The sequence below is a fragment of the Streptomyces barringtoniae genome (assembly GCF_020819595.1).
GTDB lineage: Bacteria > Actinomycetota > Actinomycetes > Streptomycetales > Streptomycetaceae > Streptomyces > Streptomyces barringtoniae.
Genome location: NZ_JAJHNP010000003.1, coordinates 480660 through 502477 on the forward strand (window position 1 = coordinate 480660; position 21818 = coordinate 502477).

Sequence of the window (21818 nt, forward strand, 5' to 3'; positions counted from 1 at the left end):
GCGCCGGGACAGGGCTCGTTCCGGCCGGCCCTCACTCCGTGAGGGTCACCCGGATGCCGACGGTTCCGTCCAGCCCGCGCCGCAGCCGGCTGCCCAGCAGGGTGAGGCGGCCGACGATGCCGTACTTGCGGGCGATGAGGTCGCGGTAGCGGGCGGTGGTGGCCGCGTCGGTGATCTCCGCGGTGGCCGGCAACTGGTCGCCGGTGGGGTTGCCGCGCAGGTCACAGGGGCCGACGAGGACATCGGCGCGACGGCGGATCCGCTTGACCTTGAAGCTGTCGGCGGCCGTCCAGACACCGAGGGCGTCGCCGTCCCGTACCACCCACACCGGCGTGGCGACCGGCGTTCCGTTCCTGCGATGGCTGGTCACCAGCAGGTACTTGCCGGAGCCGAGCCGGTCCAGCCGCGTTTCGTCCATGCAGGGCAGTGTAGGAGGCCGCCGGTTCCCGCGACCCGCGCGGTCATGCCAGGGCGGCGGCCATGCGCCGTACCCCCTCGATGAGGATGCCGGGCGAGGTCGCCAGGTTCAGCCGTACGTGTCCCGCGCCGCCGGTGCCGAAGGGCAGACCCGAGCTGAGGGCGACCCGGCCGCGGTCGAGGAAGACCTGGGCGGGGTCGTCGCCGAGGCCGAGGGCGCGGCAGTCGAGCCAGGCGAGATAGGTGGCCTCGGCGGGGTGCAGGCGGATCGCGGGCAGGTGCTCGGCGAGCAGGCCGGCGAGCAGGCTCCGGTTGGCCTCCAGCCCGGCCAGCAGGGCGTCCAGCCAGCCGGTGGCCTCGCGCAGGGCGGCCGTGTGGGCGATGACGCCGAGGTGGCTCGGGCCGTGGCTGACCTCCTCGGGCAGCCGGTCGAGGTCGGTGCCGGCCTTGGGTCCGGCGAGGGCGAGGGCGGCTTTGAGGCCGGCCAGGTTCCAGCCCTTGGAGGCCGACATCAGCGACAGGCCGCGTTCGGCGCCGGGCACGCTCAGGTACGGCACGAAGGTGGCGCCGGGGGCGACGAGCGGGGCGTGGATCTCGTCCGCGACGACCCGGACGCCGTACCGCTCGGCGAGGGCGGCGACGGTGGCCAGTTCGCCGGCGGTGTGCACGGTGCCGGTGGGGTTGTGCGGGCTGCACAGCAGGAAGGCGGCGCGGCCGGTCCCGGCGGTCGCCGCCCGGAACGCCTCCTCCAGGCCGGCCGGGTCGATGCGCAGGTCGGCGCCGAGCGGGGCCTCGACCACCCGGCGGTCCATGTGCGTGACGAACTGGAAGAACGGCGGATACACCGGCGGGTTGACGATCACCGGGTCGCCCGGCCCGGTGACCAGTTTGATCATCTCGACCACGCCGAGCATCACGTCCGGAACGATCGCGGTGCGCTCGACGGCGATCCCGTCCCAGTTCCAGCGTTCGGCGGCGAACGCGGCCAGCGCCTCGGCGTAGGCGGTGCCGGCGGGGTAGCCGGTGTCGCCGAGGGCGAGCGCGTCGGTCACGGCGCGGACGACGGGTCCGGCGAGGGGTACGTCCATCTCGGCCACCCACAGCGGCAGCACGTCCTCGGGGTAGGTACGCCACTTCATGCTCGTACGGCGGCGCAGCTGCTCCAGGCCGAGGGCTTGCAGCGGGTCGGGTTCGCCCGGAGTGGCGTGCGGGATGCTCGTCATGGCGCTCACGATAGGAGCCCGTGCGGGGCGCGGGAACGACCGGAACACCCGGGACGCGAGCGGAGATCAACTCGTGCGTCTAGATTGCGTCTTGAACGGTGTACCCCTCGTCCGGCAACTCATCCGTACCCAGGAGCTGACCCACGTGACCGACAACCCGGCAGCCACCGACGACGTGGCCGTGTCGCTGCGTGCCCGCATCAACACCAGCCAGCCGCACACCGCCCGGATCTGGAACTACTGGCTCGGCGGCAAGGACAACTACGAGGTCGACCGCGCGGCCGGCGACCAGATACGCCAGCTGCATCCCGGCATCGGGGAGTACGCGCGCGCCGACCGGCTGTTCCTCGGCCGTGCGGTGCGGCACCTGGTCGGCGAGGTGGGCATCCGGCAGTTCCTGGACATCGGCACCGGGCTGCCCACCGCGGACAACACGCACGAGGTCGCCCAGCGGATCGCGCCTGAGGCGCGGATCGTGTACGTCGACAACGACCCGCTGGTCCTCGCGCACGCGCGTGCCCTGCTCACGAGCACCCCCGAGGGTCGTACCGACTATCTGGACGAGGACCTGCGCAATGTCGACGCGATCCTCGAACACGCGGCCAAGACACTGGACTTCAGCGAGCCGGTGGCACTGATGCTGCTCGGCGTGGTCATCTTCATCGGCGAGGACGAGGACCCGTACGGCCTGGTGCGGCGGTTGACGGACCGGTTGCCGGCCGGCAGCCACCTGGTGCTCTCGCACACCGTCACCCACCCGGCGATGCCGGACGTGGACGAGGCGGTGAAGTTCTGGAACGAACACGGCACCCCGAAGCTGACCCAGCGCACTCCCGAGGACGTGACCCGGTTCTTCGACGGCCTGGAGCTGCTGGAGCCCGGGGTGGTGTCCTGCTCGCGCTGGCGCCCGGAGGACGATCACGGCGGCGAGCCGGAGGAGGTCGCGATGTTCGGCGGGGTGGCCCGCAAGGGCTGAGCCCGGGTGGGGGCTCTGCAGGATCCCTGCGGCCTGTGCGTGGCTTCGGTGGGATCGCTCTGACCGGTGTGGGGCTTTCGGGGGTCGTTCCTGCCCTTGCTCGGCTCTCGCGGGCCCCCTCCCACGGCGCTCGGCTCTCGCAGGACCCCACCCACCACACTCCGCCCTCGCCGGGCCCCTCCCACCACGCTCGGCCCTCGCGGGACCCCTGCCGCGACGCTCGGCTCTCGCCGGGACCTTTCGCCACGCTCGGCTCTCGCGGACCCCCTCCCACCGCGCTCCGCTCCCGCCGGGTCCCTCCCACCACGCTCCACCCTCGCCGGGACCTTCCGCCACACTCCGCCCTCGCGGGACCCCACCACCACGCTCCGCTCCCGCAGGACCCCACCCACCACACTCCGCCCTCGCCGGGCCCCCACCACCACGCTCCGCTCCCGCAGGACCCCACCCACCACACTCCGCCCTCGCCGGGCCCCTCCCACCACGCTCGGCCCTCGCGGGACCCCTCCCACCACGCTCGGCTCTCGCCGGGACCTTTCGCCACGCTCGGCTCTCGCGGACCCCCTCCCACCGCGCTCCGCTCCCGCCGGGTCCCTCCCACCACGCTCCACCCTCGCCGGGGCCTTCCGCCACACTCGGCCCTCGCGGGACCCCACCACCACGCTCCGCTCCCGCAGGACCCCACCCACCACACTCCGCCCTCGCCGGGCCCCTCCGCCACACTCCACCCTCGCCGGGCCCTCCCACCCCGCTCGGCTTTCGCGGGGCCGGTGGCGGGGATCCCGTCGCCGCTGAACGCCGGGGCCGTGGGCCGCGTATGGAGGTGCGGGCCCTCGACGACCCGAGGGCTCCGCGCCGCCGGCACGGCGGCGCGTGTCCGGTTCGGTTTCGGGAGCCCTGCATGCGGCACGCACGACGACGGATCGTCAGGCGGGTGACGCGCCTGGCGGCGGTCGGCGGACTCCTCCTGGGCGGCGCGATGGTCGCCCAGGCGGCCATGGCGAGCGAGACACCCCCCGCCGCCGCCAGACCGCTCGCCTCCCCATCCGGCGCGGCCGGCGCCGGGGACGCCGGGGCGGCACTGGTGGCGCGGCTCGGCACGGCACGGACGGCGGGCGAGTGGATCGGCGCCGACGGGCGGCCCGTCGTGGCGGTGACCGACGAGGCGGCGGCGCAGGAGGTGCAGCGCGCGGGCGCCGAGGCGAAGGTCGTGTCGCACAGCATGAACGAGCTCAAGTCGGCCACGGCCACGCTGCGTTCGGCACCGCGTGTGGCGGGCACCGCGTGGGCGGTGGACTACCGGACCAACCGGGTCGTGGTCAGCGCGGACAGCACGGTGTCCGCGGGCGACTGGTCCAGGATGAGCCAAGTGGCCGCGAAGGCGGGGAGCTTCGTGCGGATGGAGCGCGCGAAGGGCACGTTCACCACGCGGCTGAACGGCGCCCAGCCGATCCTGTCGACCGGTGGCCGCTGCTCGGCCGGGTTCAACGTGACCAACGGGCAGAGCGACTTCATTCTCACCGCCGGTCACTGCGGTCCTGCGGGATCCACCTGGTTCGCCGACAACCAGGGGAATCAGCAGCTCGGCCGGACGGTGGCCAGCACCTTCCCCGGCAACGACTTCTCGCTCGTGCAGTACGCCTCCGGCAGGGCCGGTGACGGCGCCGACGTCGTCGCGATCGGCGGTGGCAACGGGGTGCGGATCACGGGGCTCGCGGATGCGGCGGTGGGTCAGCGGGTGTTCCGCAGCGGCAGCACCAGCGGACTGCACGACGGGACCGTCACCGCGCTCGACGCGACCGTCAACTACCCCGAGGGGACGGTCACCGGGCTGATTCAGACCAATGTGTGTGCCGAACCGGGGGACAGTGGCGGGCCGCTGTTCTCCGACGGGATCGCGCTCGGGGTGACCTCGGGCGGCAGCGGTGACTGCACGACGGGCGGGACGACGTTCTTCCAGCCGTTGACGCGTGCGCTTTCGGCGCTGAACGTGAAGCTGATCGTGTCGGCGCAGAACGCCGGTGGCACGGCCCGGAGCGCGGCCCCCTCCCCCGCGCCGTCCGCCTCGGCGGCGCAGGGCGCGGTGGCGCCGAGCGCGGCCTCGCCGGGTTCCGCGGCGCCGGTCACAGGTACGCAGGGCCAGACGCTGCTGGCACGGCTGACGGACACCCGGAACATCGGTCCCGGGCTGCTGGTCATCGCGGGCAGCCTGATCGCGCTGGTCGCGACCCGCTACATCCGGGCCGAACAGGACCGCAAGGCCTATCAGCGGCACTACTCGGCGACCTGGGGCTGAGGCGGTCGACCGGCTGACGGTGGTCGACGAGCCGGCGCGGGCGACGAGCCGGCGCCGGCGACATGCGAAGGGCACCCGTGCGCTCACGGGTGCCCTGGAGGTTCGGCGCGGTCCGCGCGAGGTGGGTCAGGCCGCTCGCCGCGAGCGCGGGGTCACGGCGGCCCACTCCATCACGAGGCGCTGGTACTCCGCGCGCTGCTCGGTGGTCAGTGTCCCGCCCGACCGGCGCCACAGGGCCCTGATCTCCTCGTTGACCTCCGCGGCCGAGCGCTCGGGGGCGGCTTCAACAGTGGTGGACATGCTGTGAAGCATATGCCGATCGAAGTGAAGGCGCTGTGAGTAAGTACACTCGATACGGACATTATGGACGTGGTACTCATCACGTCGATGTGTCAAGCGTGGGGCGGGAGTTCACACCGGGCCCTCACCCAGTACCAGCACCTGGATCGCCAGTACCGCAGCACCTCGCGCCCAGTCGTGGAAGTCGGACACCTTCGTCTCCACACCGACCGGGTCGGCCAGCGGATGCCGGTGGGTCTCGATCGTCTCGCGGACCGTGTTCCCGGCCACATCCATCAGGCCGACGCCCTCTCCGGCGAGCAGGATCTTCTGCGGCATCGCGAAGTTGGAGATCTGTGCGAGCAGGGTGCCGAGGGCCCGGGCGGCCTCGTCGATCACCCGGGAGGCCATGGGCTCGCCCGCTGCGGCGCCGGCGAGGATCTCCTCGTAGGTGGTGTCACGGCCCGTGGCGGCGCGGATCTGGTACTCGATGCTGGGGATGGTGAGCAGCGATACGGCGCTGCCGCGTGCGCCGTCCGGGGTGAGCGGGCCGTTCGGGTCGATGATCCAGTGGCGCCCGAAGCCGCGGCCGTCCTCCGCGAACGGCACGCGCCTGCCGCCGAGCACCAGCCCGTAGCCGATGCCGGCGCCGATGGTGAGGACGGCGAAGCGGTCGAGTCCGCGGCCCGCACCGAACCAGGTCTCGGCCTCGACCAGGGCGGCCACGTCGTTCTCCACGACCACCGGCAGCCCGGTGCGCTCCCGGACCAGCGCGGCGAGCGGCACGTCCCGCCAGCCGAGGAACGGCGACTCGGCGACCACCGCGCGCTCGCGCACCAGGCCGCCCGCGCCGATGCCGATGCCCGCGGGGGCGGGACTGCCCTCGGCCAGGGCGGTTGCCATCTCCGAGACCAGTGCGGCGACGGCTTCGGGGTCGTGCGTGGTGAGCGGCCGGTCGAGTCTTGCGGTCACCTCACTGCGCAGGGTGGTGACGACGCCGTAGACCATGTCTCCGGTGATCTTGAAGCCGAGGAAGGAGCGGGCGTCGGCCACGACGTCGAGCGGCTGTGACGGACGGCCCTGACGCGCCTGGGCCGGGCCGGCCGCCTCGGGGGCCTCGGTCAGCAGCCCGGACTCCAGCAGCGGCTTGGTCAGCCGGGTGAGACTGCCCTGGGAGAGGCCTAGGCGCCGGGCCAGCTCGGTGCGGGACAGCGGCCCGTGCACGAGCACCTCGATCGCCACGGAGCGCTCCGCGGGGCTCAGCGGCAGCCAGCCGGTCATGGGGCCCGACCCTTCCTTTTCTTCCGGCACAGAAGCAAGCAGGCTCACCATACTGGGCGAATAGCACCGGGAGAAGCTTCAGACCACCCCTTGACGGTCACATTCTTCCGCGTCAAAAGTAATCGGCATGACTTTCTCCCTCGGTATCGTCGGCGCAGGACAGTTCTCCGGTCAGTTCGCCACCCTGTTCCAGGCCCACCCGGGCGTCCGTGACGTCTACGTCACCGACCTGCTGCCCGACCGGGCGGAGCGGCTCGTGGCCGCCCAGGGTCTCGTCGGCACCTTCCCTTCGTACGCGGCCATGCTGGAGTCGCGGGAGGTCGACGCGGTCGCGATCTTCACCCAGCGCTGGACGCACGGCCCGCTGGTCCTGGAGGGCCTCGGCGCGGGCAAGCACGTCTACTCCGCGGTCCCCATGGCGGTCACCACGGACGAGATATCCGCGATCATCGACGCGGTACGGGCGACCGGGCTGACGTACATGATGGGTGAGACCAGCCAGTACAACCCGGCGACCGTGCACGCCCGCAACCAGATCGCCCAGGGCGCCTTCGGCCGGCTGTTCTACGCCGAGGGCGACTACGTCCACGACATGGACCTCGGCTTCTACGAGGCCTACCAGTACAGCGGCGGCGAGGACTGGAAGGCGACGGCCAGCTATCCGCCGCTGCTGTACCCGACCCACTCGGTGGGCGGGGTGCTCGGGGCCTGGCAGACGCATGCGGTGAGCGTGTCGGCGATCGGGGTGCGGGACGATCGCGGCGACGGCGTTTTCGAGCGTTCGGTCAGCCAGTTCGACAACGACGTGTCCAACGCGACCGCGTTGTTCGAGGTGGCGGGCGGCGGATCGTTCCGTACGAACGAGTTCCGGCGGGTCGGCTACCCCTCGCACATCCGCGAGTCGCGGTTCCGGTTCTTCGGTACGGAGGCCAGCATGGAGCAGCTGGCGACAGTGGCGCTGTGGCAGGACAAGAACGGGGTGAAGGACATCAGCGAGCTGCTGGAGCCCAAGCCGACCCTGGCCCCCGACGATCCGTCCCTGGCGCACATCGCGCCGGAGCTGCGGGCCGCCTTCACCTCGGGATCGGCGCCGGTGCACGACCGGTCCAGGCTGCCGCGGGAGTTCGACGAGCTCCACAACGGCCACGAGGGCAGCCACCACTTCCTCGTGGACGACTTCGTCACCGCGGTCAACACCCGTTCGCTGCCCACGGTGAACGCGTGGGTGGCCGCCCGCTACACCCTGCCGGGCATCATCGCGCACGAGTCCGCGCGGCAGGGCGGCGTCCGGCTGGCCATCCCCGACTTCGGGGACGCGCCGGAGGTGTGACGGTACGGCGGCGACGGCTCAGGTGCCGGTCACGTACCGGTCAGGTGCCCGGCTTGCGGCCGTAGACGAAGACGTCGTCGCCCGTCTTCAGCAGCGACCAGTACGCCTTGGCGTCCTTGGTCGTCATGTTGACGCAGCCGTGCGAGCCCGGCGGGTTCCACATGCTCAGGTTGACCGAGTGGAAGGCCTGGCCGCCGTCGAAGAACTGGCTGTAGGGCATCGGCACGTTGTAGACGGTCGAGACGTGGTGGAGGTCCCGCCAGTAGATCCTCTTCAGGCCGGTGCGGGTGGCGTAGCCCCTGCGCCCGGTGCGCACGGGGACCGGTCCGTGGACGAGCTTCCTGCCGTCCTGGATCCAGCTCAGCTGGAGTGTGAGGTTCACACAGGCGATCCGGCCCCTGTTCACCGGGCACGCGCCGTCCTTGTTCGGGTTGTTCCCGACGGCCCTCTGCTTGTTCATCAGGTCCATCACGCCCCAGGTGACGGGTCCGGCGTAGCCGATGGCGGGCGTGATGCCGTGCTTGTTCTGGAAGGCCTGGATGGCGCTGCAGTCGGCGGCGGACTGCCTGCCGTCGACCGGCCGGCCGAGGAACTTCTCGACCTGCTTCTGGTACGGCCCGGTCTGCGTGGTGCAGCTCGCGGCCTGGGCCGGTGCCGCGGTGAAGGCGAGCGTGAGCGGCGCCACGAGTCCCGTGACGCCCAGCGCGACGATGCCCCGTCTGCGTGTGTCCCCCATGTGCAGCCCTCTTCTCCCCTGTTCACCCGGGGTCTGCCCCGGGTTCTCCCCTGCGCGATTCCCGCGATCTCGGACTGCTAGACCTGTGCGGGGGTCAAAGGGTTGTGGTTCCGGTCAGGCTGTGACGAAACGGTGAACCTCCTCGCCGCGCAGCCGGCCGGCGGGAACCCTGCGGCCGTACGCGACCAGCAGGAGGTCCTGGCCGCGGCCGTACAGGGCGGCGCCGGAGCCGAAGGACCAGTCGAGGTCGTCCGCGCACAGCCGCACACCGGTCAGGTCGGTGCCGAAGAGCCGGAAGGCGCGCGGGTCGACGGCGTCCAGCAGGATCCGCACCCGGTCCTCGGGCACCTTCCGGTCCAGTCCGAGGGCGACGGTGACGTCCAGACCGTGCACGACGTCGTGACCGAGGGCCGCGGCGAGCCCGCCGACGGGCGGCTTCCAGGGGTGGTGGGCATGGGTGCGCAGGAAACCGGCGAGTACGGCGTCCGGGTGGGCGGCCGCGTCGCGGCGGGCGAGCCGGTCGGTCATGCGGTGCAGGCTGCCGCGCGCCTTGACAAGTTCCGCCAGCACCTGCGCGGTCGGGTGGCGGAACCCCATCGACATGTGTGCCACGACCTCCCGTACCCGCCACCCCGCGCACAGGCTGGGCGCGCTCCACTGCTCGGGTGTCAACGCCTCGAAGAGATCGGCCAGTTCTCGACGTTCGGCGGCGATGGCGGCGGCCGTGGCGGCCCTGTCTGCTGCGGTGTGTGCTGTTTTCCCCATGCCTCCAGGGTTGTCGACGTCGTTGCCGGAAGTCCAAGACATGATCCGTCTGGCATCTAGCATGATCCGTTATGGAGTTGAGGCAGCTGCGGTACTTCGTGACGGTGGTGGAGGAGGCCGGATTCACCCGGGCCGCCGAACGGCTGCATCTGGCCCAGCCCGGGCTGAGCGCGCAAGTGCGGCAGTTGGAGCGGGAGTTGGGGCAGCCGCTGCTGGACCGCTCGGGCCGCTCGGTGCGGCCGACGGAGGTGGGTGAGGCCGTACTGCCGTATGCGCGGGCCGCGCTTGCGGCCGTCGAGGGGGTGCGGCAGACGGTGGAGGAGTACACCGGACTGCTGCGCGGGCGAGTCGCCGTCGGTCTGGTCCCCGGCACCCTCGCGCACCCCTTCGACATGGCCGGGCAGCTGGCGGACTTCCACGCGGCACATCCGCAGGTGGAGGTCACGCTCACCGAGGACACCTCGGAGCGGATGCTGACCGCGCTGCGCCGGGGCGAGCTGGACCTCGCGGTGGCCGGGGTCGCGGAGGAGGCACCGCCGCCGGGCATCGCCCACCATGTGGTGATCGACGAGCCGCTGGTCGTGGCGGCGGTGCCCGGGCACCCCCTTTTCGCCGAGTACGACGGCTGCGCTGCCGTTCCACCGGCGGCGCTGCGCGGGCACCGGCTGATCGGCCTGCCGCGCGGAACCGGGATGCGCGGTGTGGTGGAACGGCTGTGCGCCGAGGCGGGTTTCCGGCCGCTGATCGCGTTCGAGGCGGCGACGCCGGACGCGTTGGGCCGGCTGGCGGCTCGCGGGCTCGGGGTCGCCGTCCTGCCCGGTCTCGGCCCCCGGCCGGGCCTCACCGTCCTGCCTCTGCAAGACCCGCGGGCACGCGGCAGGGTGGCCCTGGCCTGGCGGGCGGAGGGACCGATGCTGCCGGCGGCGCGAGTGCTCCTGGGGCGACTGCGGGAGGGGATGGGCGGGGGCGGGTGAGCGCCGCAGCAGGTGCGGCCGTTGTCGTGTGCGGGTGCGTCGTGTGCGGGTGCGTCGTGACCGGTCGCGCAGTTCCCCGCGCCCCTTCGGGGCGCTCATCGCCACCACCGTCCGGTCCAGTTCCCCGGAATTGGACCGGGCCGACGGCTTGCCCGCCCCTCTACGCTGCGGCACATGCACCCCACCCTCGCCGACGACCTCTCCCGGCTCCCCGAACTGCTCCAGGCCGCCCGTGACTTCGCCGCCCATGAGGCGGTGGGAGTCACCGAGCGACCGGTTGCCGCTCCTGGCAAGGCCCCCACGCGTACAACGCTTCCGGAGGAGGGCGCGGGCGCAGAAGCGGCTCTGGCGCAGTTCGCCGAGCGGTGGGCGCCCGGCTTCTCCGGCTCCGCCGGTCCCCGCTACCTGGGCTTCGTCACCGGTGGTGCGACCCCGGCGTCGGTCGCCGGGGACTGGCTGACGTCCGCGTTCGACCAGAACCTGTCCGGGGCGGGCGGTTCGTGGGCCCAGGAGCTGGAGCGGGAGACCCTGGCCTGGCTGCGCGGGTTGTTCGGGCTGGGCGAGGCGCACAGTGGCGCGTTCGTGACGGGGGCGACCGCGTCCAACACGGTCGGGCTGGCGATCGGCCGGGAGTGGCTCGGCGAGCGGCTCGGCGTGGACGTCTCGCGGGAGGGTGCGGCGGCGCTCGGCCCGGTCGAGGTGCTCTCCGGCAGCCCGCACTCCAGCGTGGCCAAGGCGATGTCGGTGCTGGGGCTCGGCCGGGACCGGCTGCGCCGGGTGCCGTTGCTGCCCGGCAACCGGGAGGCGGTGGACGTGGCAGCGCTGGAGGCGGAGCTGGCCCGGCTGGAGGGCCGGCCGGCGATCGTCGTGGCGAACGCGGGCACCGTGAACACCGTCGACTTCGACGATCTGCGGGCGATCGCCGCGCTGAAGGAGGGTTACGACTTCTGGCTGCACGTCGACGCCGCGTTCGGCGCTTTCGCGGCGCTCTCCCCCGAGTACGCCGCACTGGTCGACGGTCTCGACGCGGCCGACTCGGTCTGTGTGGACCTGCACAAGTGGCTCAACGTCCCCTACGACGCGGCCGTACAGTTCACCCGCCGGCGTGACCTTCAGGTGAGGGTGTTCCACAACGCCTCCCCCTACCTGGGTCAGCCCGTCGGCGAGCCCGACTTCGTGCATCTGACCCCGGAGAACTCCCGGCGGCTGCGCGCGCTGCCCGCGTGGTTCTCGCTGGTGGCCTACGGACGCGCCGGGCACCGGGAGATCGTCGAGCGGAACGTGGCCCTGGCGCGCCGGCTCGGCGCGGGCATCGACGCGCTGCCGGGCCTGCGCCTGCTGGCACCGGTCCGGCTGAACGTCGTCTGCTTCACCCTCGCCGAGGACCCCACGCAGGAGCGGGTGGACGCACTGGCCCGGGCGGTCGCCGCGTCCGGGGAGGCGTATGTGACGCCGACCGTGTACGGCGGGGTGCCCGGGCTGCGGGCCGCGTTCAGCAACTGGCGCACCACCGAGGCCGACACCGAGCGGGTGCTTCAGGCGCTGGCTGCGGCCTCGGGCTGACGGCTCAGGGGGCCGGCTCCCCGGACGGCTCGGCCCGGCCGGCCCCGGGGTGCCGTACCACCGTGTGGAAGCCGGTGTTCACCGCGGTGAGCCCGCCGTCGACCACCAGCGTGGTGCCGGTGATCCACGCGGCGTCGCGGGAGGCGAGGAAGGCGACCGCGGCGGCGATGTCCTCCGGCTCGCCGACCCGGCCGAGCGGATAGAACGGGCGGAGCGCGTCGAGTTCGTCCTCGCGCCCCTCCCACGCCGAGGTGCGGACGGTGCCCGGCACCACGAGGTTCGCCCGTACGCCCCGGGTCCCCGCATGTCCGGCGAGGGTGCGGGTGAGCGAGCCGAGGCCCGCCTTGGCGGCGCTGTAGGCGTGGTTGCCGAAGTCCTGCATCCCGTTGACGGAGCCGATGCTGACGATCGCCCCGCGTCCGGAGGCGGCGAGATGCGGCAGGGCTGCGCGGCAGCAGCGGTAGGTGCCGGTGAGGGTGACGTCGAGGTCGAGCGCCCACGTCTCGTCGGCCCCGTCCTCGAAGAGCGGGGCGTCCGGGGTGCAGTGGGCCGCGCAGTTGACCAGCACGTCGAGCGATCCGAACGCGGCGACGGCGTGGCCGACGGCCGCCTCCACCGAGTCGCGGTCGCCGATGTCGCAGGCCAGCGCCTCGACCGCAAGACCCTGTCGGCGCATGGAGGCGGCGGTACGCTCGGCCTCGGGCAGGTCCCGGTCGGTGACCAGGATCCGTCCGCCCTCCTCGGCGAGCCTCCTGACGACGGCGGCGCCGATACCGCGGGCCGCGCCCGTGACGAGAACTCCGTGTCCTGCGAAGCGGGTGTGATCGGTCATGCGGTGACCGTACGGCCCCGCGGGCGCGCGGTCACCGGTATCCGGTGACGTCGGCCGGCTTGCCCGCGTCCTGCACCTCGACCAGGTACCGCCAGGCGTCGGGGCGGCTGCCGTCGAGGTCGGTGAAGCCGTACTCCCGGGCGAGGTGGCCGCTGGAGAGCGACTGCCCGTTGAAGCGGGCCACGTCGGGGTCGGCGGCCAGGGCGGCGACGGCGCGGCCGACATAGCGCGGGGTCTCGGAGATGGCGAAGTGCGGTTCGCGGTCGAGCGCTTCGCGCCAGTTGTCCTCGCGGACGCCGTACGCGTCGAGCATCATCTCCGAGCGCAGCCAGCCCGGGGTCAGGGCGAGCGCCGTGGCGCCGCGCGGGCCGAGTTCGTGGCCCAGGGCGAAGGCCATGCGCAGCACGGAGGCCTTGGCGAGGTCGTAGAAGAAGTTCACGCGGTAGGTGCCGCGGTTGTAGTCGGCGGTGCCGTCGGTCATCTCCACGACGAGGCCGCCGGGGTGCCGCAGCAGGAGCGGCAGCGCGAAGTGGCTGGTGATCGCGTGTGTCTCCACCGCGAGCCGGAGCAGTCCGAGCCCGCCCGCAAGGTCGTGCTCCCAGACCGGGGTGTCCCACTCGAAGAGTTTCTCGCCGCCCCAGATGTCGTTGACGAGGATGTCGAGGCGGCCCTGTTCGCGGTCGATGCGCTCCACGAGGGCGCGTACTGCGGACTGCTCCAGATGGTCGGCGGCGACCGCGATGCCGTGTCCGCCGGCCGCGGTGACGAGGTCGGCGGTGTCCTCGATGGTCTCGGGGCGGTCGTACTCCGAGCGGCGCTCGCGGGTGCTGCGGCCGGTGACGTAGACGGTGGCGCCGGCCGCGCAGAGTTCCACGGCGATGCCGCGCCCGGCGCCCCGGGTCGCCCCCGCGACGAGCGCCACCTTGTCCTGCAGCGGTCCTGACATGTCCGGCCTCCCGTGCGTTTGCGACTGTCGGTACGACTGCTGTCGCCGTCCACTGTCACGGGAAAGCCGGACGTCTTCTGTCGGGATTGCCGACGCGGACTCAGTGTCCGCGCCTGATCCACTCCTCCAGGTGCGGTGCCTCGGCGCCGATGGTGGTGGGGTCGCCGTGGCCGGTGAGGACCTTGGTCTCCGGCGGGAGGGTGAGGAGCTTGTCGCGGATGGAGTCGATGATCGTCGGGAAGTGCGAGTACGTGCGTCCGGTGGCGCCCGGGCCGCCCCGGAACAGGGTGTCCCCGGTGAAGACGGTGCCGAGCGCGGGGTCGTACAGGCAGACGGCGCCGGGGGCGTGCCCCGGGGTGTGGATCACGGTCAGGTCGGCGCCGGCCGCCTCGATGACCTGGCCGTCCAGGAGGTGCCGGTCGGGGTCGCGGTGCGGGTGGGTCGTCTTCCACAGCGGCAGGTCGTCGGGGTGCAGCCAGATGGTGGCGCCGGTGCGGTCGGCGAGTGCCGGTGCGGCGTTGACGTGGTCGTTGTGGGCGTGCGTGCACACGATGGCGATCAGGCGCCGGTCGTCGACGGCGCGGGCGATGGCCTCGGCGTCGTGGGCCGCGTCGATGACGATCACCTCCCGCTCGTCGCCGACGATCCACACGTTGTTCTCGACGTCCCAGGTGCCGCCGTCGAGCGTGAACTGCCCGGTGGTGACGAGGCGTTCGATGCGTACGGTCATCGGAACACCACCACGGACCGCAGCACGTCGCCGTGGTGCATCCGCTCGAACGCCTTCTCCACCTCGTCGAGCTGGATGGTCTCCGAGACGAACGCGTCGAGCGGCAGCCGCCCCTGCAGGTGCAGGTCGATGAGCATCGGGAAGTCGCGGGAGGGCAGGCAGTCGCCGTACCAGCTGGACTTCAGGGCGCCGCCGCGGCCGAAGACGTCCAGCAGGGGCAGTTCGAGCTTCATCTCGGGGGTGGGGACGCCGACGAGGACGACGGTGCCGGCGAGGTCGCGGGCGTAGAAGGCCTGCTGGTACGTCTCCGGGCGGCCGACGGCCTCGATGACGACGTCGGCGCCGAAGCCGCCGGTCAGCTCGCGGATCGCCGCGACCGGGTCGGTCTCCTTGGAGTTGACGGTGTGGGTGGCGCCCAGGGTGCGGGCCTTGTCCAGCTTGCGGCCGTCGATGTCCACAGCGATGATCTTCGCCGCGCCGGCCAGGTTCGCCCCGGCGACGGCCGCGTCGCCGACCCCGCCGCACCCGATGACGGCGACCGAGTCGCCCCGCCCGACGCCGCCCGTGTTGATGGCGGCGCCGATACCGGCCATGACCCCGCAGCCCAGCAGGCCGGCGACCGCCGGGGAGACGGCCGGGTCGACCTTGGTGCACTGGCCGGCGGCGACGAGCGTCTTCTCGGCGAAGGCGCCGATGCCCAGTGCCGGCGAGAGCTCCGTGCCGTCGGTCAGGGTCATCTTCTGCTGCGCGTTGTGCGTGTCGAAGCAGTACCAGGGCCGCCCGCGCAGACAGGCCCGGCACTGACCGCACACGGCACGCCAGTTGAGGACGACGAAGTCGCCGGGCGCGACATCGCTCACGCCCTCGCCGACCGACTCCACGACACCGGCGGCCTCATGGCCGAGGAGGAAGGGGAAGTCGTCCGAGATGCCGCCCTGCTTGTAGTGCAGGTCGGTATGGCAGACGCCGCAGGCCTGGACGCGCACCACGGCCTCGCCGGGCCCCGGGTCCGGCACCACGATCGTCTCGATCCGTACGGGCTCGTCCTTCCCCGGTGCGATCACGCCGCGCACTTCCTGCGCCATGGTCTGGCCCCTTCCTCGAATGCCTTCGCCGCCGACCCTATGCGCGACCGGCCGGTAGCGGGCGGACCACGGCCGTGATCGTGGATCTTTCCGGCCGCCGGGCGAACCGGTCCGCGCCGGACCCGCCCATTCGGCGGCGCCGGGCGCTCCCGCCGGGAACAGCGTGCTCATTCGTGGGAAATGATCCGCTCTCCGGTAAGAATTTGACCGAATAACGTCATTCCATGATGACAATCTTTTTGCAGGGTGCATGAGTTCGCCTGGTGTGTGCATCGATCCGGGCGTGCCTCAATGGGGGCATGCCCGTCGAAGCCCGCAATGGACGCATCGCATTCCTTTTCTCGGCCGGTGCCGCGCCGCGGCCCGGAACAGGACGCGAACTCCAGGACGCCTTCCCGGAGTTCGCCGGCGCGCTGGACGACATCTGCGGACGCCTCGATCCGTATCTCGAACTCCCGCTGAAATCCGTGATGTTCGCGCACGCCGGCACGCGTACGGCCGCGCTGCTGGAGCGGGAGTCGTTCGCCGGGCCCGCGGTGTTCGCGCTCCAGACGGCGCAGTACCGGTTGCTGCGCGGCTGGGGTGTCCTGCCGGACGTGGTGTTCGGGCAGGCGGCCGGGCGGATGGCCGCCGCGTATGCCGCGGGCGTCTTCTCGCTGGCGGACGCCTGCCACGCGGTCGGCACCCTGGCCCGGCTCCTGGACGGCCGGACGGACGGCGAGCCGCACTCCGCGCGCCTGGACGACGTCCTCGACGCCTACGGCCGTACCCTCGCCACGCTCCACCCGTGCGCGCCGCGCCTGCCCCTGGTGTCCGATATCACCGCCCGTCCGGTGGGCGCGGAGACCGCCGAGCCGGGGTTCTGGCTGCAGCGTGCACCGCTGCGGTTCGCCGAGGCGGTCGGCCTGCTGCACCGTGACGGAGTGCGCACCTGGCTGGAACTGGGCCCGGGCGACCGGCTCACCAGCCTGCTCCCGGAATGTCTCCCGGACTGCCTCCCGGGCGGTACGGCCTCGGCTTTCGCGCTGTCCCGCGACTGGGCGGTGCTGCGGTCGGGACCGGGCGCCGGCTCCGGGGCCGTACGGCGGTGAGGGCCGGGACACGGACGGCTGCCCGCGCTCACCCGTGCGGCGGAGCCCGCCGTCTGCGCTTGCCGTGGCCGCCCGGCCGGGGGAGCCTCGAAGGGTGGGCGTCCGGGCGGTCCGCGCCCCGCCGGGCCGCGGGCGCCCGAAGGAGGTCACCCATGGGCACCGCGACAGGTTCCGCCTTCGACATCGAGACACTGCGCCGGGGAATAGAAGGGAACACGGGGAACACCCTTCTGTCGCTCTACGCCGACGACGCGGAGATCCGTATCGTCGACCGCAACAACCAGCCCAGCCACCCCACCGTCCTGCGCGGCCGGGGTCAGATCGCCGAGCTGCTGGACGACATCTACAGCCGCGACATGACACACAAGCTGGACCGGTGCGTCGTGCAGGGCGATCATGCCGCGTTCAGTGAGTCCTGCCAGTACGGGGACGGCACCCGCGTCCTCGCCGAGTCGATGGTCACGTTGCGCGACGGCAAGATAGCCGACCAACTGATCATCCAGGCCTGGGACGAGTAGGCACACCCCGGCACGGCGGGCGCCGGAAGGAGCTACGCGAGGGTCCAGGTCACCTCCCGGCTGACCTGGACCTTCTCGGCGCAGGCAAGCCTGGGGCGGATGCCCCGGGCTCGCCCTCGGCGGCCAGGACCAGCTTGCGCAGCAGGTCCGCCAGTGTGCGTCGCTCTGCTTCGGTCAGCGCTGAGAGCAGCTCGCCCTCGCCCGCGTCCTCCGCTGCCGCGTGTGCTTCGAACGCGGCATGGCCGGCCTCGGTGAGCCGGACCCGCACGCGCCGGCGGTCACCCTTCTCCTGCGTACGCGTGATCAGCCCGGCGTCCTCGATCGGGCCCAGCCGGGCCGAGAGCGCGCCCCGGGTCAGGCCCAGCCGCTCGGCCAGCCCCGAGGGACTGCACTCGTACGGCGGTCCGGACCTGCGCAGCATCAACAGCACCTTGTACTGCCAGTACTTCAGGCCGTCGGCGTCCAGCACCGCCCGGCGGGCCTGGGAGGTGTGCCGGGCCAGGATCGTCAGCCGGGCGGCGACGGCCTCCCGCACCGGGTCCAGCCACTCCAGCTCGCGTGCCCAGACGGCCACGTGGCGGTCCACCGAGTCCTGCACCGTCTGCCTCCCGCAGTAGTTTTCTTGTGGATCATTTTTCACCTGCCTAATTTGCCGCGCATGACACATGCCGCACACGCTTTCGTCGAAATCGAGCAACTCCTCCATGCAGCAAGGGAATTGAGCACCGCCGGCCGCTGGGAGCGAGCCGCTTCGCTGCTCGACGCGGTGACCGCAGAGGATCCCGCCGACCGCGCGCGGATCGCCCGGGCGCATGCCGAAGTCGCCCTGGAACGGGACTGGTTCGCCGGGACGGACACCGCGGCCGCGCGGATCGAGGGGGCCGAACGGGAGTTCCCGGACGGCGACTGGGACACCGGCTTCCTCCGCCTCAGACACACCTACGCCCGGCTGCTCCACGTGGCCGGCACCCCGCGCCAGGGCCCGGAGGGCAAGGACCCCGAGGCGCTCGCCACCCTGCGCGACCGGGCCCGGAACCTTTACGAGGACGCGCCGGACGAGGTGCGCCGGGGCTGGGCGGCGATGTACCGCGGGCTGATCGAGGACAACCACTTCGCCGACGCCGCGGCCGCCGCCGGGCACTACGCCCAGGCACTGCGGGCCGGGGAGGGCGGCGCGGACGATCTGCTGGCCCGCGAGGCGCTGCGGCACCTCGGGGGTCACGACCACGACCACGGCGAGCACGAGCGGGCCCGGGAGCGCTGGCGCCGGGCCACCGCGCTGGGGGCCCGGGCCGGCGCGGTGCCCGGCACCCTCTCCCAGCACCTGCTGCTGGCGACGCTGGCCCGGGACACGGGCGACGAGGCGGGCGCCACGGCGCTGGCGACGGAGCTGGCCCGCTGGGCACGGTCCATCGGCGCCGAGCGGCTGCATGCGGGGGCGACCGCGTTTCTCGCCGGGGCCGGCCCCATGCCGGCCGCCTCCGCGGACGGTGACTGAGGGTCGTACGCGTACTCGGTTACCCTGTACCCGGGCCGTGACTGGCGCTGAGGTGGAGTACCACCGGGGAGCGGTCCGTGGTGGATGCCGCGCGCCTGGGCGAGAGAGTCGACCGAGCCCAGGAGTGTGCAGCATGACCCAGGCCCGTCTCATGGACGGCACCGCCCTAGCCCGCCGCATCGCCGAGGACACCGCGAAGAAGGCCGCGGACCTCACCGGGCGGACCGGCACCGCACCGTGTCTCGCGACCGTCCTGGTCGGCGAGGACCCGGCGTCCGTGACCTACGTCCGCATGAAGCAGAACCGCTGCCGCAAGGCCGGCATCGTCTCCCGGCACGTGGCCCTGCCCGCCACGACGACCACCGCTGAACTGGTGGGCGTGCTGCGGGAGTTGTCGGCCGACCCGGCGGTGCACGGCATCCTGCTCCAGCACCCGGTCGGCGACCACATCGACGAGCGCGCCGCGTTCGAGGCGATCGCGCCGGAGAAGGACGTCGACGGCGTCACCTTCGCCTCCTTCGCCACGATGAGCTTCGGCCTGCCGGGCTTCGTGTCCTGCACGCCCGGCGGCATCCTGCGGCTGCTGGACGAGTACGGCGTGGACCCGGCAGGCAGGCGGGCCGTGGTCGTGGGCCGCAGCGCGATCCTCGGCAAGCCGGTGGGCATGCTGCTGCTGGCCCGGGACGCGACCGTGACGTACTGCCACTCGCGCACGGCGGACCTGTCGGCGGCGGTCCGGGAGGCAGACATCGTGGTCGCCGCCGTGGGCCGGCCGCGGCTGATCCGCGGGCAGGACATCAAGCCCGGCGCGGTCGTGATCGACGCCGGCTACAACCCGGGGAATGTCGGCGACGTCGACTTCGACTCCGCCGTGGAGCGGGCCTCGCTGATCACGCCGGTGCCGGGCGGTGTCGGCCCCATGACGATCGCCACGCTGCTGGAGCAGACCGTCGAGGCAGCCGCCCGGCAGCTCGGCGCGTAAGGCGCACCGGGGCGGTCCACAGGGGTCAGCGCATCCAGGCGCTGTACTCCATCACGTCCCCGGTCTTCACCCCGTACCGGGGGTCGTCCCGGGTGAAGGTGGTCTCGAGGCCGAGGACGGCGGCGGTGCGCGGTTCGAGGATCAGCATGCGCCGGGCGCCGGGGGTGTCGTACGTGTACGCCTCCCCCGGTCGCCCGAGCCGGTCCGTCACCTGCCCGGCCGGACGCAGGCCCTTGGCGTCCGCGAGGATCCGGACCAGCGCGGCGGACTCCCGGGCACCGAGTGTCCAGTGGTCCAGCAACTCCTGTACGGCGTCGAGGAGTTCGGGCGTGGTCAAGGAGCCGGTGCCGGTGCGGGCCGTCTCGGCGAGGTAGGCCCGCAGGGCGGCCGGCGCGTGCGGGGGGCGCGCCTCGGGCGGGGCGTCGCTCCAGCTCGGCGGGTAGGTGGTCCGGCTGAGCACCTGTCCGTCCGCCACCGTGCGCGGCGCGCCGCCCTCGTCGCTGAGGACCGGGCGGCCCGGGTGGCGCGGGTCGGTCGCCACGACGAGCTCGGTGTGGCTGTCGTCGGGGTTCCACCGCACCACGCGCTCCTCGGGGAGGGTCACCGGCGGCCCTTCGTCGCTCATGCCGAGGCTCCAGGACTGCACATGGGTCCCCTTGCGCAGGCCGGGCGAACCGCCCGCGGCGGCCGCGGCGGCAAGTTCGGCCATCCGGTCCAGCGGTACGGCCGTGGAGTGGGCGCGGACGGTCAGCGGGCGGGGTGCGGCCACGGCGGGCGGGGTGCCCGGGCCGCCGAGCAGCAAGGTGAGCGTGGTGGCCAGCACGACGGCGGTGGCGGCCAGGCCCCACCACAGCCGGGGGCGCGGAGCGCGGAGCCGGGCGGGGCGGCGTTCGTCCTCGCCGAGCAGCAGCTCCAGCCGCCGCTCGGCTCCGTGGTCGAGCGGACCGTCGCCGAAGTACGGGCCGTGGGCCGGCACCGGGTTGGCACGGCGCAGGAGGTCGAGTTCGTCAGTCATGGCGGGGGTCCTTGCGCGGGGGTACGCCGACGGGGGTGACGGAGGCGGAACAGGACGAGCGCCGACCGGGTGCGCGCTGCCCGGCGGGTGCGTCATCGCCGGCACGGGACGTAAAGGCCGACGGCGCGCCTTCCTCGCCCACCTCCGCCGACGCTGAGGCGGTCGTCGGCGTCACCGGGGGCGTGCGGTGCCCGGACGGCGAAGCGTCCGCCGACGCGCCGGGGCCCGGCCGACGCCCGGCGAGCGGCCCACCGTCCGACACCTCGGAAGGAACGGCGTGATCGGGGACCGGCACGTCCTCCGGCGCCGCGGGACACACACACTGCTCGGCATGCGACTCACCGTCCAGGGTCCCAGGACACCCACCCTGCTCGGCACGCCGCACGTCCTCCGGCGCCGCGGGGCACCCGTACCGCTCAGGATCCGACCCACCCTGCGGGGCACCGGGACGCGCGCACCGCTGGAGATGCGACTCGCCGTCCGACACCCCGGAACGCATGGGGTGATCAGGGAACGGCACGCCCTGCGACGCCGCGCGACACGTGCGCTGTTCGGGCAGTGCCTGCCTCGGCGGCGGTGCCGGGCGCAGGCGGTCGATCTCGGCTCGCAGTCGGCCGCGGGCGCGGTGCAGGCGCATCGTCGCCGCGCGTCTGCCGCAGCCCAGGGCGACCGCGATCTGCGCGGCGTCGAGTTCCTCCCAGGCCGCGAGGCGCAGTACCTCCTGGTCGGCCGGGGAGAGCCGGTCCAGGGCCTCGTGCACCCAGGCACCGGGCGTCTCCGCGTCCGGGCTGTCCACGATGTGCCTGCCGTGCGCGGCCTCGTCGTTGCCCAGCCGGTCCACCAGCCGGCGCCGGCGCCCGTAGCCGCGTACCGCGTTGGCCAGGCAGTTGCGGGCCACCCCGTACAGCCAGGGCAACGGCGCGTCCGGCAGGTCGCGCCGGCGCCGCCAGGCGACCGTGAACACCTCCGCCACCACTTCCTCCACCTCGTCGGCCCGCCCGGGCAGTCGCCGCGCGACATAGCGGCTGACCGCCCAGTAGTGCTCGCGATAGGCAGCGGCGAAGATCTCGTCGTTGCTCATGTTCCGTTCGTGTCCGGCACCGCCCGGATCGTCACACCCTTCTTCCGTGATGCTTCTCGCGTCGTCCGAGTGTGACCGGTGGGGCGGCCGCGGACACAGGCGGGGCGTGAAGAGGATCAGAGATTTCAGGGGCGGCCGCGCCGTACGCTGGCTGACGACGACCGACCACAAGACGATCGGAACGCTCTATTTGGTCACAG

The 21818-nt window shown here is 72.9% G+C and carries 21 protein-coding genes, 1 pseudogene and 1 riboswitch; of the genes and pseudogenes, 9 read left to right on the top strand and 13 right to left on the bottom strand.

The features are described 5' to 3' along the window. Positions 1-31: 31 nt before the first annotated feature. Together LMU33_RS07000 and LMU33_RS07005 are read right to left on the bottom strand one after the other, a co-directional pair. Positions 32-418 carry a PPOX class F420-dependent oxidoreductase gene (locus LMU33_RS07000; RefSeq protein WP_228618302.1) on the bottom strand — a complete coding sequence of 129 codons (387 nt, stop codon included), beginning with the start codon at positions 416-418 and terminating at the stop codon, positions 32-34. Positions 419-461: 43 nt separating this feature from the next. Continuing rightward, positions 462-1640 (bottom strand): MalY/PatB family protein, encoded by a 1179-nt coding sequence (locus LMU33_RS07005; RefSeq protein WP_228618304.1) that lies wholly within the window; start codon positions 1638-1640, stop codon positions 462-464. Positions 1641-1785: 145 nt separating this feature from the next. Between LMU33_RS07005 and LMU33_RS07010 the strand changes: the two genes are divergently transcribed. Both LMU33_RS07010 and LMU33_RS07015 read left to right on the top strand, forming a co-directional pair. Further along, the gene (locus LMU33_RS07010) at positions 1786-2616 is read left to right on the top strand and encodes an SAM-dependent methyltransferase (RefSeq protein WP_228618382.1); all 831 of its coding nucleotides are present in this window, start codon (positions 1786-1788) and stop codon (positions 2614-2616) included. A 901-nt stretch (positions 2617-3517) separates the two neighbouring features. Further along, positions 3518-4912: a S1 family peptidase gene (locus LMU33_RS07015; protein WP_228618305.1), complete on the top strand. Its 1395-nt coding sequence runs from the start codon at positions 3518-3520 to the stop codon at positions 4910-4912. A 126-nt stretch (positions 4913-5038) separates the two neighbouring features. Here the strand turns inward: LMU33_RS07015 and LMU33_RS07020 are convergent, their stop codons facing one another. Further along, positions 5039-5224, bottom strand: a complete 186-nt coding sequence (locus tag LMU33_RS07020) for a hypothetical protein (RefSeq protein WP_228618307.1) — start codon at positions 5222-5224, stop codon at positions 5039-5041. 99 nt (positions 5225-5323) lie between these two features. Then, complete coding sequence (locus LMU33_RS07025; RefSeq protein WP_228618308.1) at positions 5324-6472, bottom strand: ROK family transcriptional regulator; 1149 nt, start codon at positions 6470-6472, stop codon at positions 5324-5326. A gap of 127 nt (positions 6473-6599) precedes the next feature. On the opposite strand from LMU33_RS07025, the gene LMU33_RS07030 reads away from it, so the two are divergent. Then, positions 6600-7802: a Gfo/Idh/MocA family protein gene (locus LMU33_RS07030; protein ID WP_228618310.1), complete on the top strand. Its 1203-nt coding sequence runs from the start codon at positions 6600-6602 to the stop codon at positions 7800-7802. 40 nt (positions 7803-7842) lie between these two features. On the opposite strand, the gene LMU33_RS07035 is transcribed toward LMU33_RS07030, so the two are convergent. Continuing rightward, positions 7843-8538: a L,D-transpeptidase family protein gene (locus LMU33_RS07035; protein WP_228618312.1), complete on the bottom strand. Its 696-nt coding sequence runs from the start codon at positions 8536-8538 to the stop codon at positions 7843-7845. A 114-nt stretch (positions 8539-8652) separates the two neighbouring features. Then, positions 8653-9303, bottom strand: a complete 651-nt coding sequence (locus LMU33_RS07040; protein ID WP_228618314.1) for a maleylpyruvate isomerase family mycothiol-dependent enzyme — start codon at positions 9301-9303, stop codon at positions 8653-8655. Positions 9304-9374: 71 nt separating this feature from the next. On the opposite strand from LMU33_RS07040, the gene LMU33_RS07045 reads away from it, so the two are divergent. Both LMU33_RS07045 and LMU33_RS07050 read left to right on the top strand, forming a co-directional pair. Then, positions 9375-10277, top strand: coding sequence for a LysR family transcriptional regulator (locus LMU33_RS07045; RefSeq protein ID WP_228618316.1), 903 nt, complete (start codon positions 9375-9377; stop codon positions 10275-10277). A 174-nt stretch (positions 10278-10451) separates the two neighbouring features. Further along, positions 10452-11840 carry a pyridoxal phosphate-dependent decarboxylase family protein gene (locus tag LMU33_RS07050; protein ID WP_228618317.1) on the top strand — a complete coding sequence of 463 codons (1389 nt, stop codon included), beginning with the start codon at positions 10452-10454 and terminating at the stop codon, positions 11838-11840. Positions 11841-11844: 4 nt separating this feature from the next. Here LMU33_RS07050 and LMU33_RS07055 read toward each other — a convergent pair whose 3' ends face one another. The 4 genes from LMU33_RS07055 to LMU33_RS07070 form a co-directional block, all read right to left on the bottom strand. Beyond that, positions 11845-12672: an SDR family NAD(P)-dependent oxidoreductase gene (locus LMU33_RS07055; RefSeq protein ID WP_228618319.1), complete on the bottom strand. Its 828-nt coding sequence runs from the start codon at positions 12670-12672 to the stop codon at positions 11845-11847. 31 nt (positions 12673-12703) lie between these two features. Next, positions 12704-13618: an SDR family oxidoreductase gene (locus LMU33_RS07060; RefSeq protein WP_228618321.1), complete on the bottom strand. Its 915-nt coding sequence runs from the start codon at positions 13616-13618 to the stop codon at positions 12704-12706. A gap of 100 nt (positions 13619-13718) precedes the next feature. Beyond that, positions 13719-14348, bottom strand: coding sequence for an MBL fold metallo-hydrolase (locus LMU33_RS07065; protein WP_228618322.1), 630 nt, complete (start codon positions 14346-14348; stop codon positions 13719-13721). Then, entirely contained in the window at positions 14345-15433 is a 1089-nt protein-coding gene (locus LMU33_RS07070; protein WP_228618324.1) for an S-(hydroxymethyl)mycothiol dehydrogenase, read from the bottom strand. Before LMU33_RS07070 ends, LMU33_RS07065 begins: the two co-directional genes overlap by 4 nt. Positions 15434-15732: 299 nt before the next feature. Between LMU33_RS07070 and LMU33_RS07075 the strand changes: the two genes are divergently transcribed. After that, positions 15733-16524: an acyltransferase domain-containing protein gene (locus LMU33_RS07075; protein WP_228618326.1), complete on the top strand. Its 792-nt coding sequence runs from the start codon at positions 15733-15735 to the stop codon at positions 16522-16524. Between the two features lie 152 nt (positions 16525-16676). Then, complete coding sequence (locus LMU33_RS07080) at positions 16677-17042, top strand: nuclear transport factor 2 family protein (protein WP_228618327.1); 366 nt, start codon at positions 16677-16679, stop codon at positions 17040-17042. 49 nt (positions 17043-17091) lie between these two features. Here LMU33_RS07080 and LMU33_RS07085 read toward each other — a convergent pair whose 3' ends face one another. Then, positions 17092-17640: a MarR family winged helix-turn-helix transcriptional regulator gene (locus LMU33_RS07085; RefSeq protein WP_228618329.1), complete on the bottom strand. Its 549-nt coding sequence runs from the start codon at positions 17638-17640 to the stop codon at positions 17092-17094. A 60-nt stretch (positions 17641-17700) separates the two neighbouring features. Between LMU33_RS07085 and LMU33_RS07090 the strand changes: the two genes are divergently transcribed. Together LMU33_RS07090 and LMU33_RS07095 are read left to right on the top strand one after the other, a co-directional pair. Then, positions 17701-18540: a hypothetical protein gene (locus tag LMU33_RS07090; RefSeq protein ID WP_228618331.1), complete on the top strand. Its 840-nt coding sequence runs from the start codon at positions 17701-17703 to the stop codon at positions 18538-18540. 27 nt (positions 18541-18567) lie between these two features. After that, a riboswitch (ZMP/ZTP riboswitch) is annotated at positions 18568-18648 on the top strand. 25 nt (positions 18649-18673) lie between these two features. Further along, on the top strand, positions 18674-19522 hold the full coding sequence (locus tag LMU33_RS07095) for a bifunctional 5,10-methylenetetrahydrofolate dehydrogenase/5,10-methenyltetrahydrofolate cyclohydrolase (RefSeq protein WP_228618332.1): 849 nt from the start codon (positions 18674-18676) through the stop codon (positions 19520-19522). Positions 19523-19547: 25 nt separating this feature from the next. Here LMU33_RS07095 and LMU33_RS07100 read toward each other — a convergent pair whose 3' ends face one another. Both LMU33_RS07100 and LMU33_RS07105 read right to left on the bottom strand, forming a co-directional pair. Continuing rightward, positions 19548-20537 (bottom strand): CU044_5270 family protein, encoded by a 990-nt coding sequence (locus tag LMU33_RS07100; RefSeq protein WP_228618334.1) that lies wholly within the window; start codon positions 20535-20537, stop codon positions 19548-19550. Between the two features lie 580 nt (positions 20538-21117). Continuing rightward, positions 21118-21618 (bottom strand): annotated as a pseudogene (locus LMU33_RS07105) (RNA polymerase sigma factor); the annotation flags it as partial. Between the last annotated feature and the right edge of the window lie 200 nt (positions 21619-21818).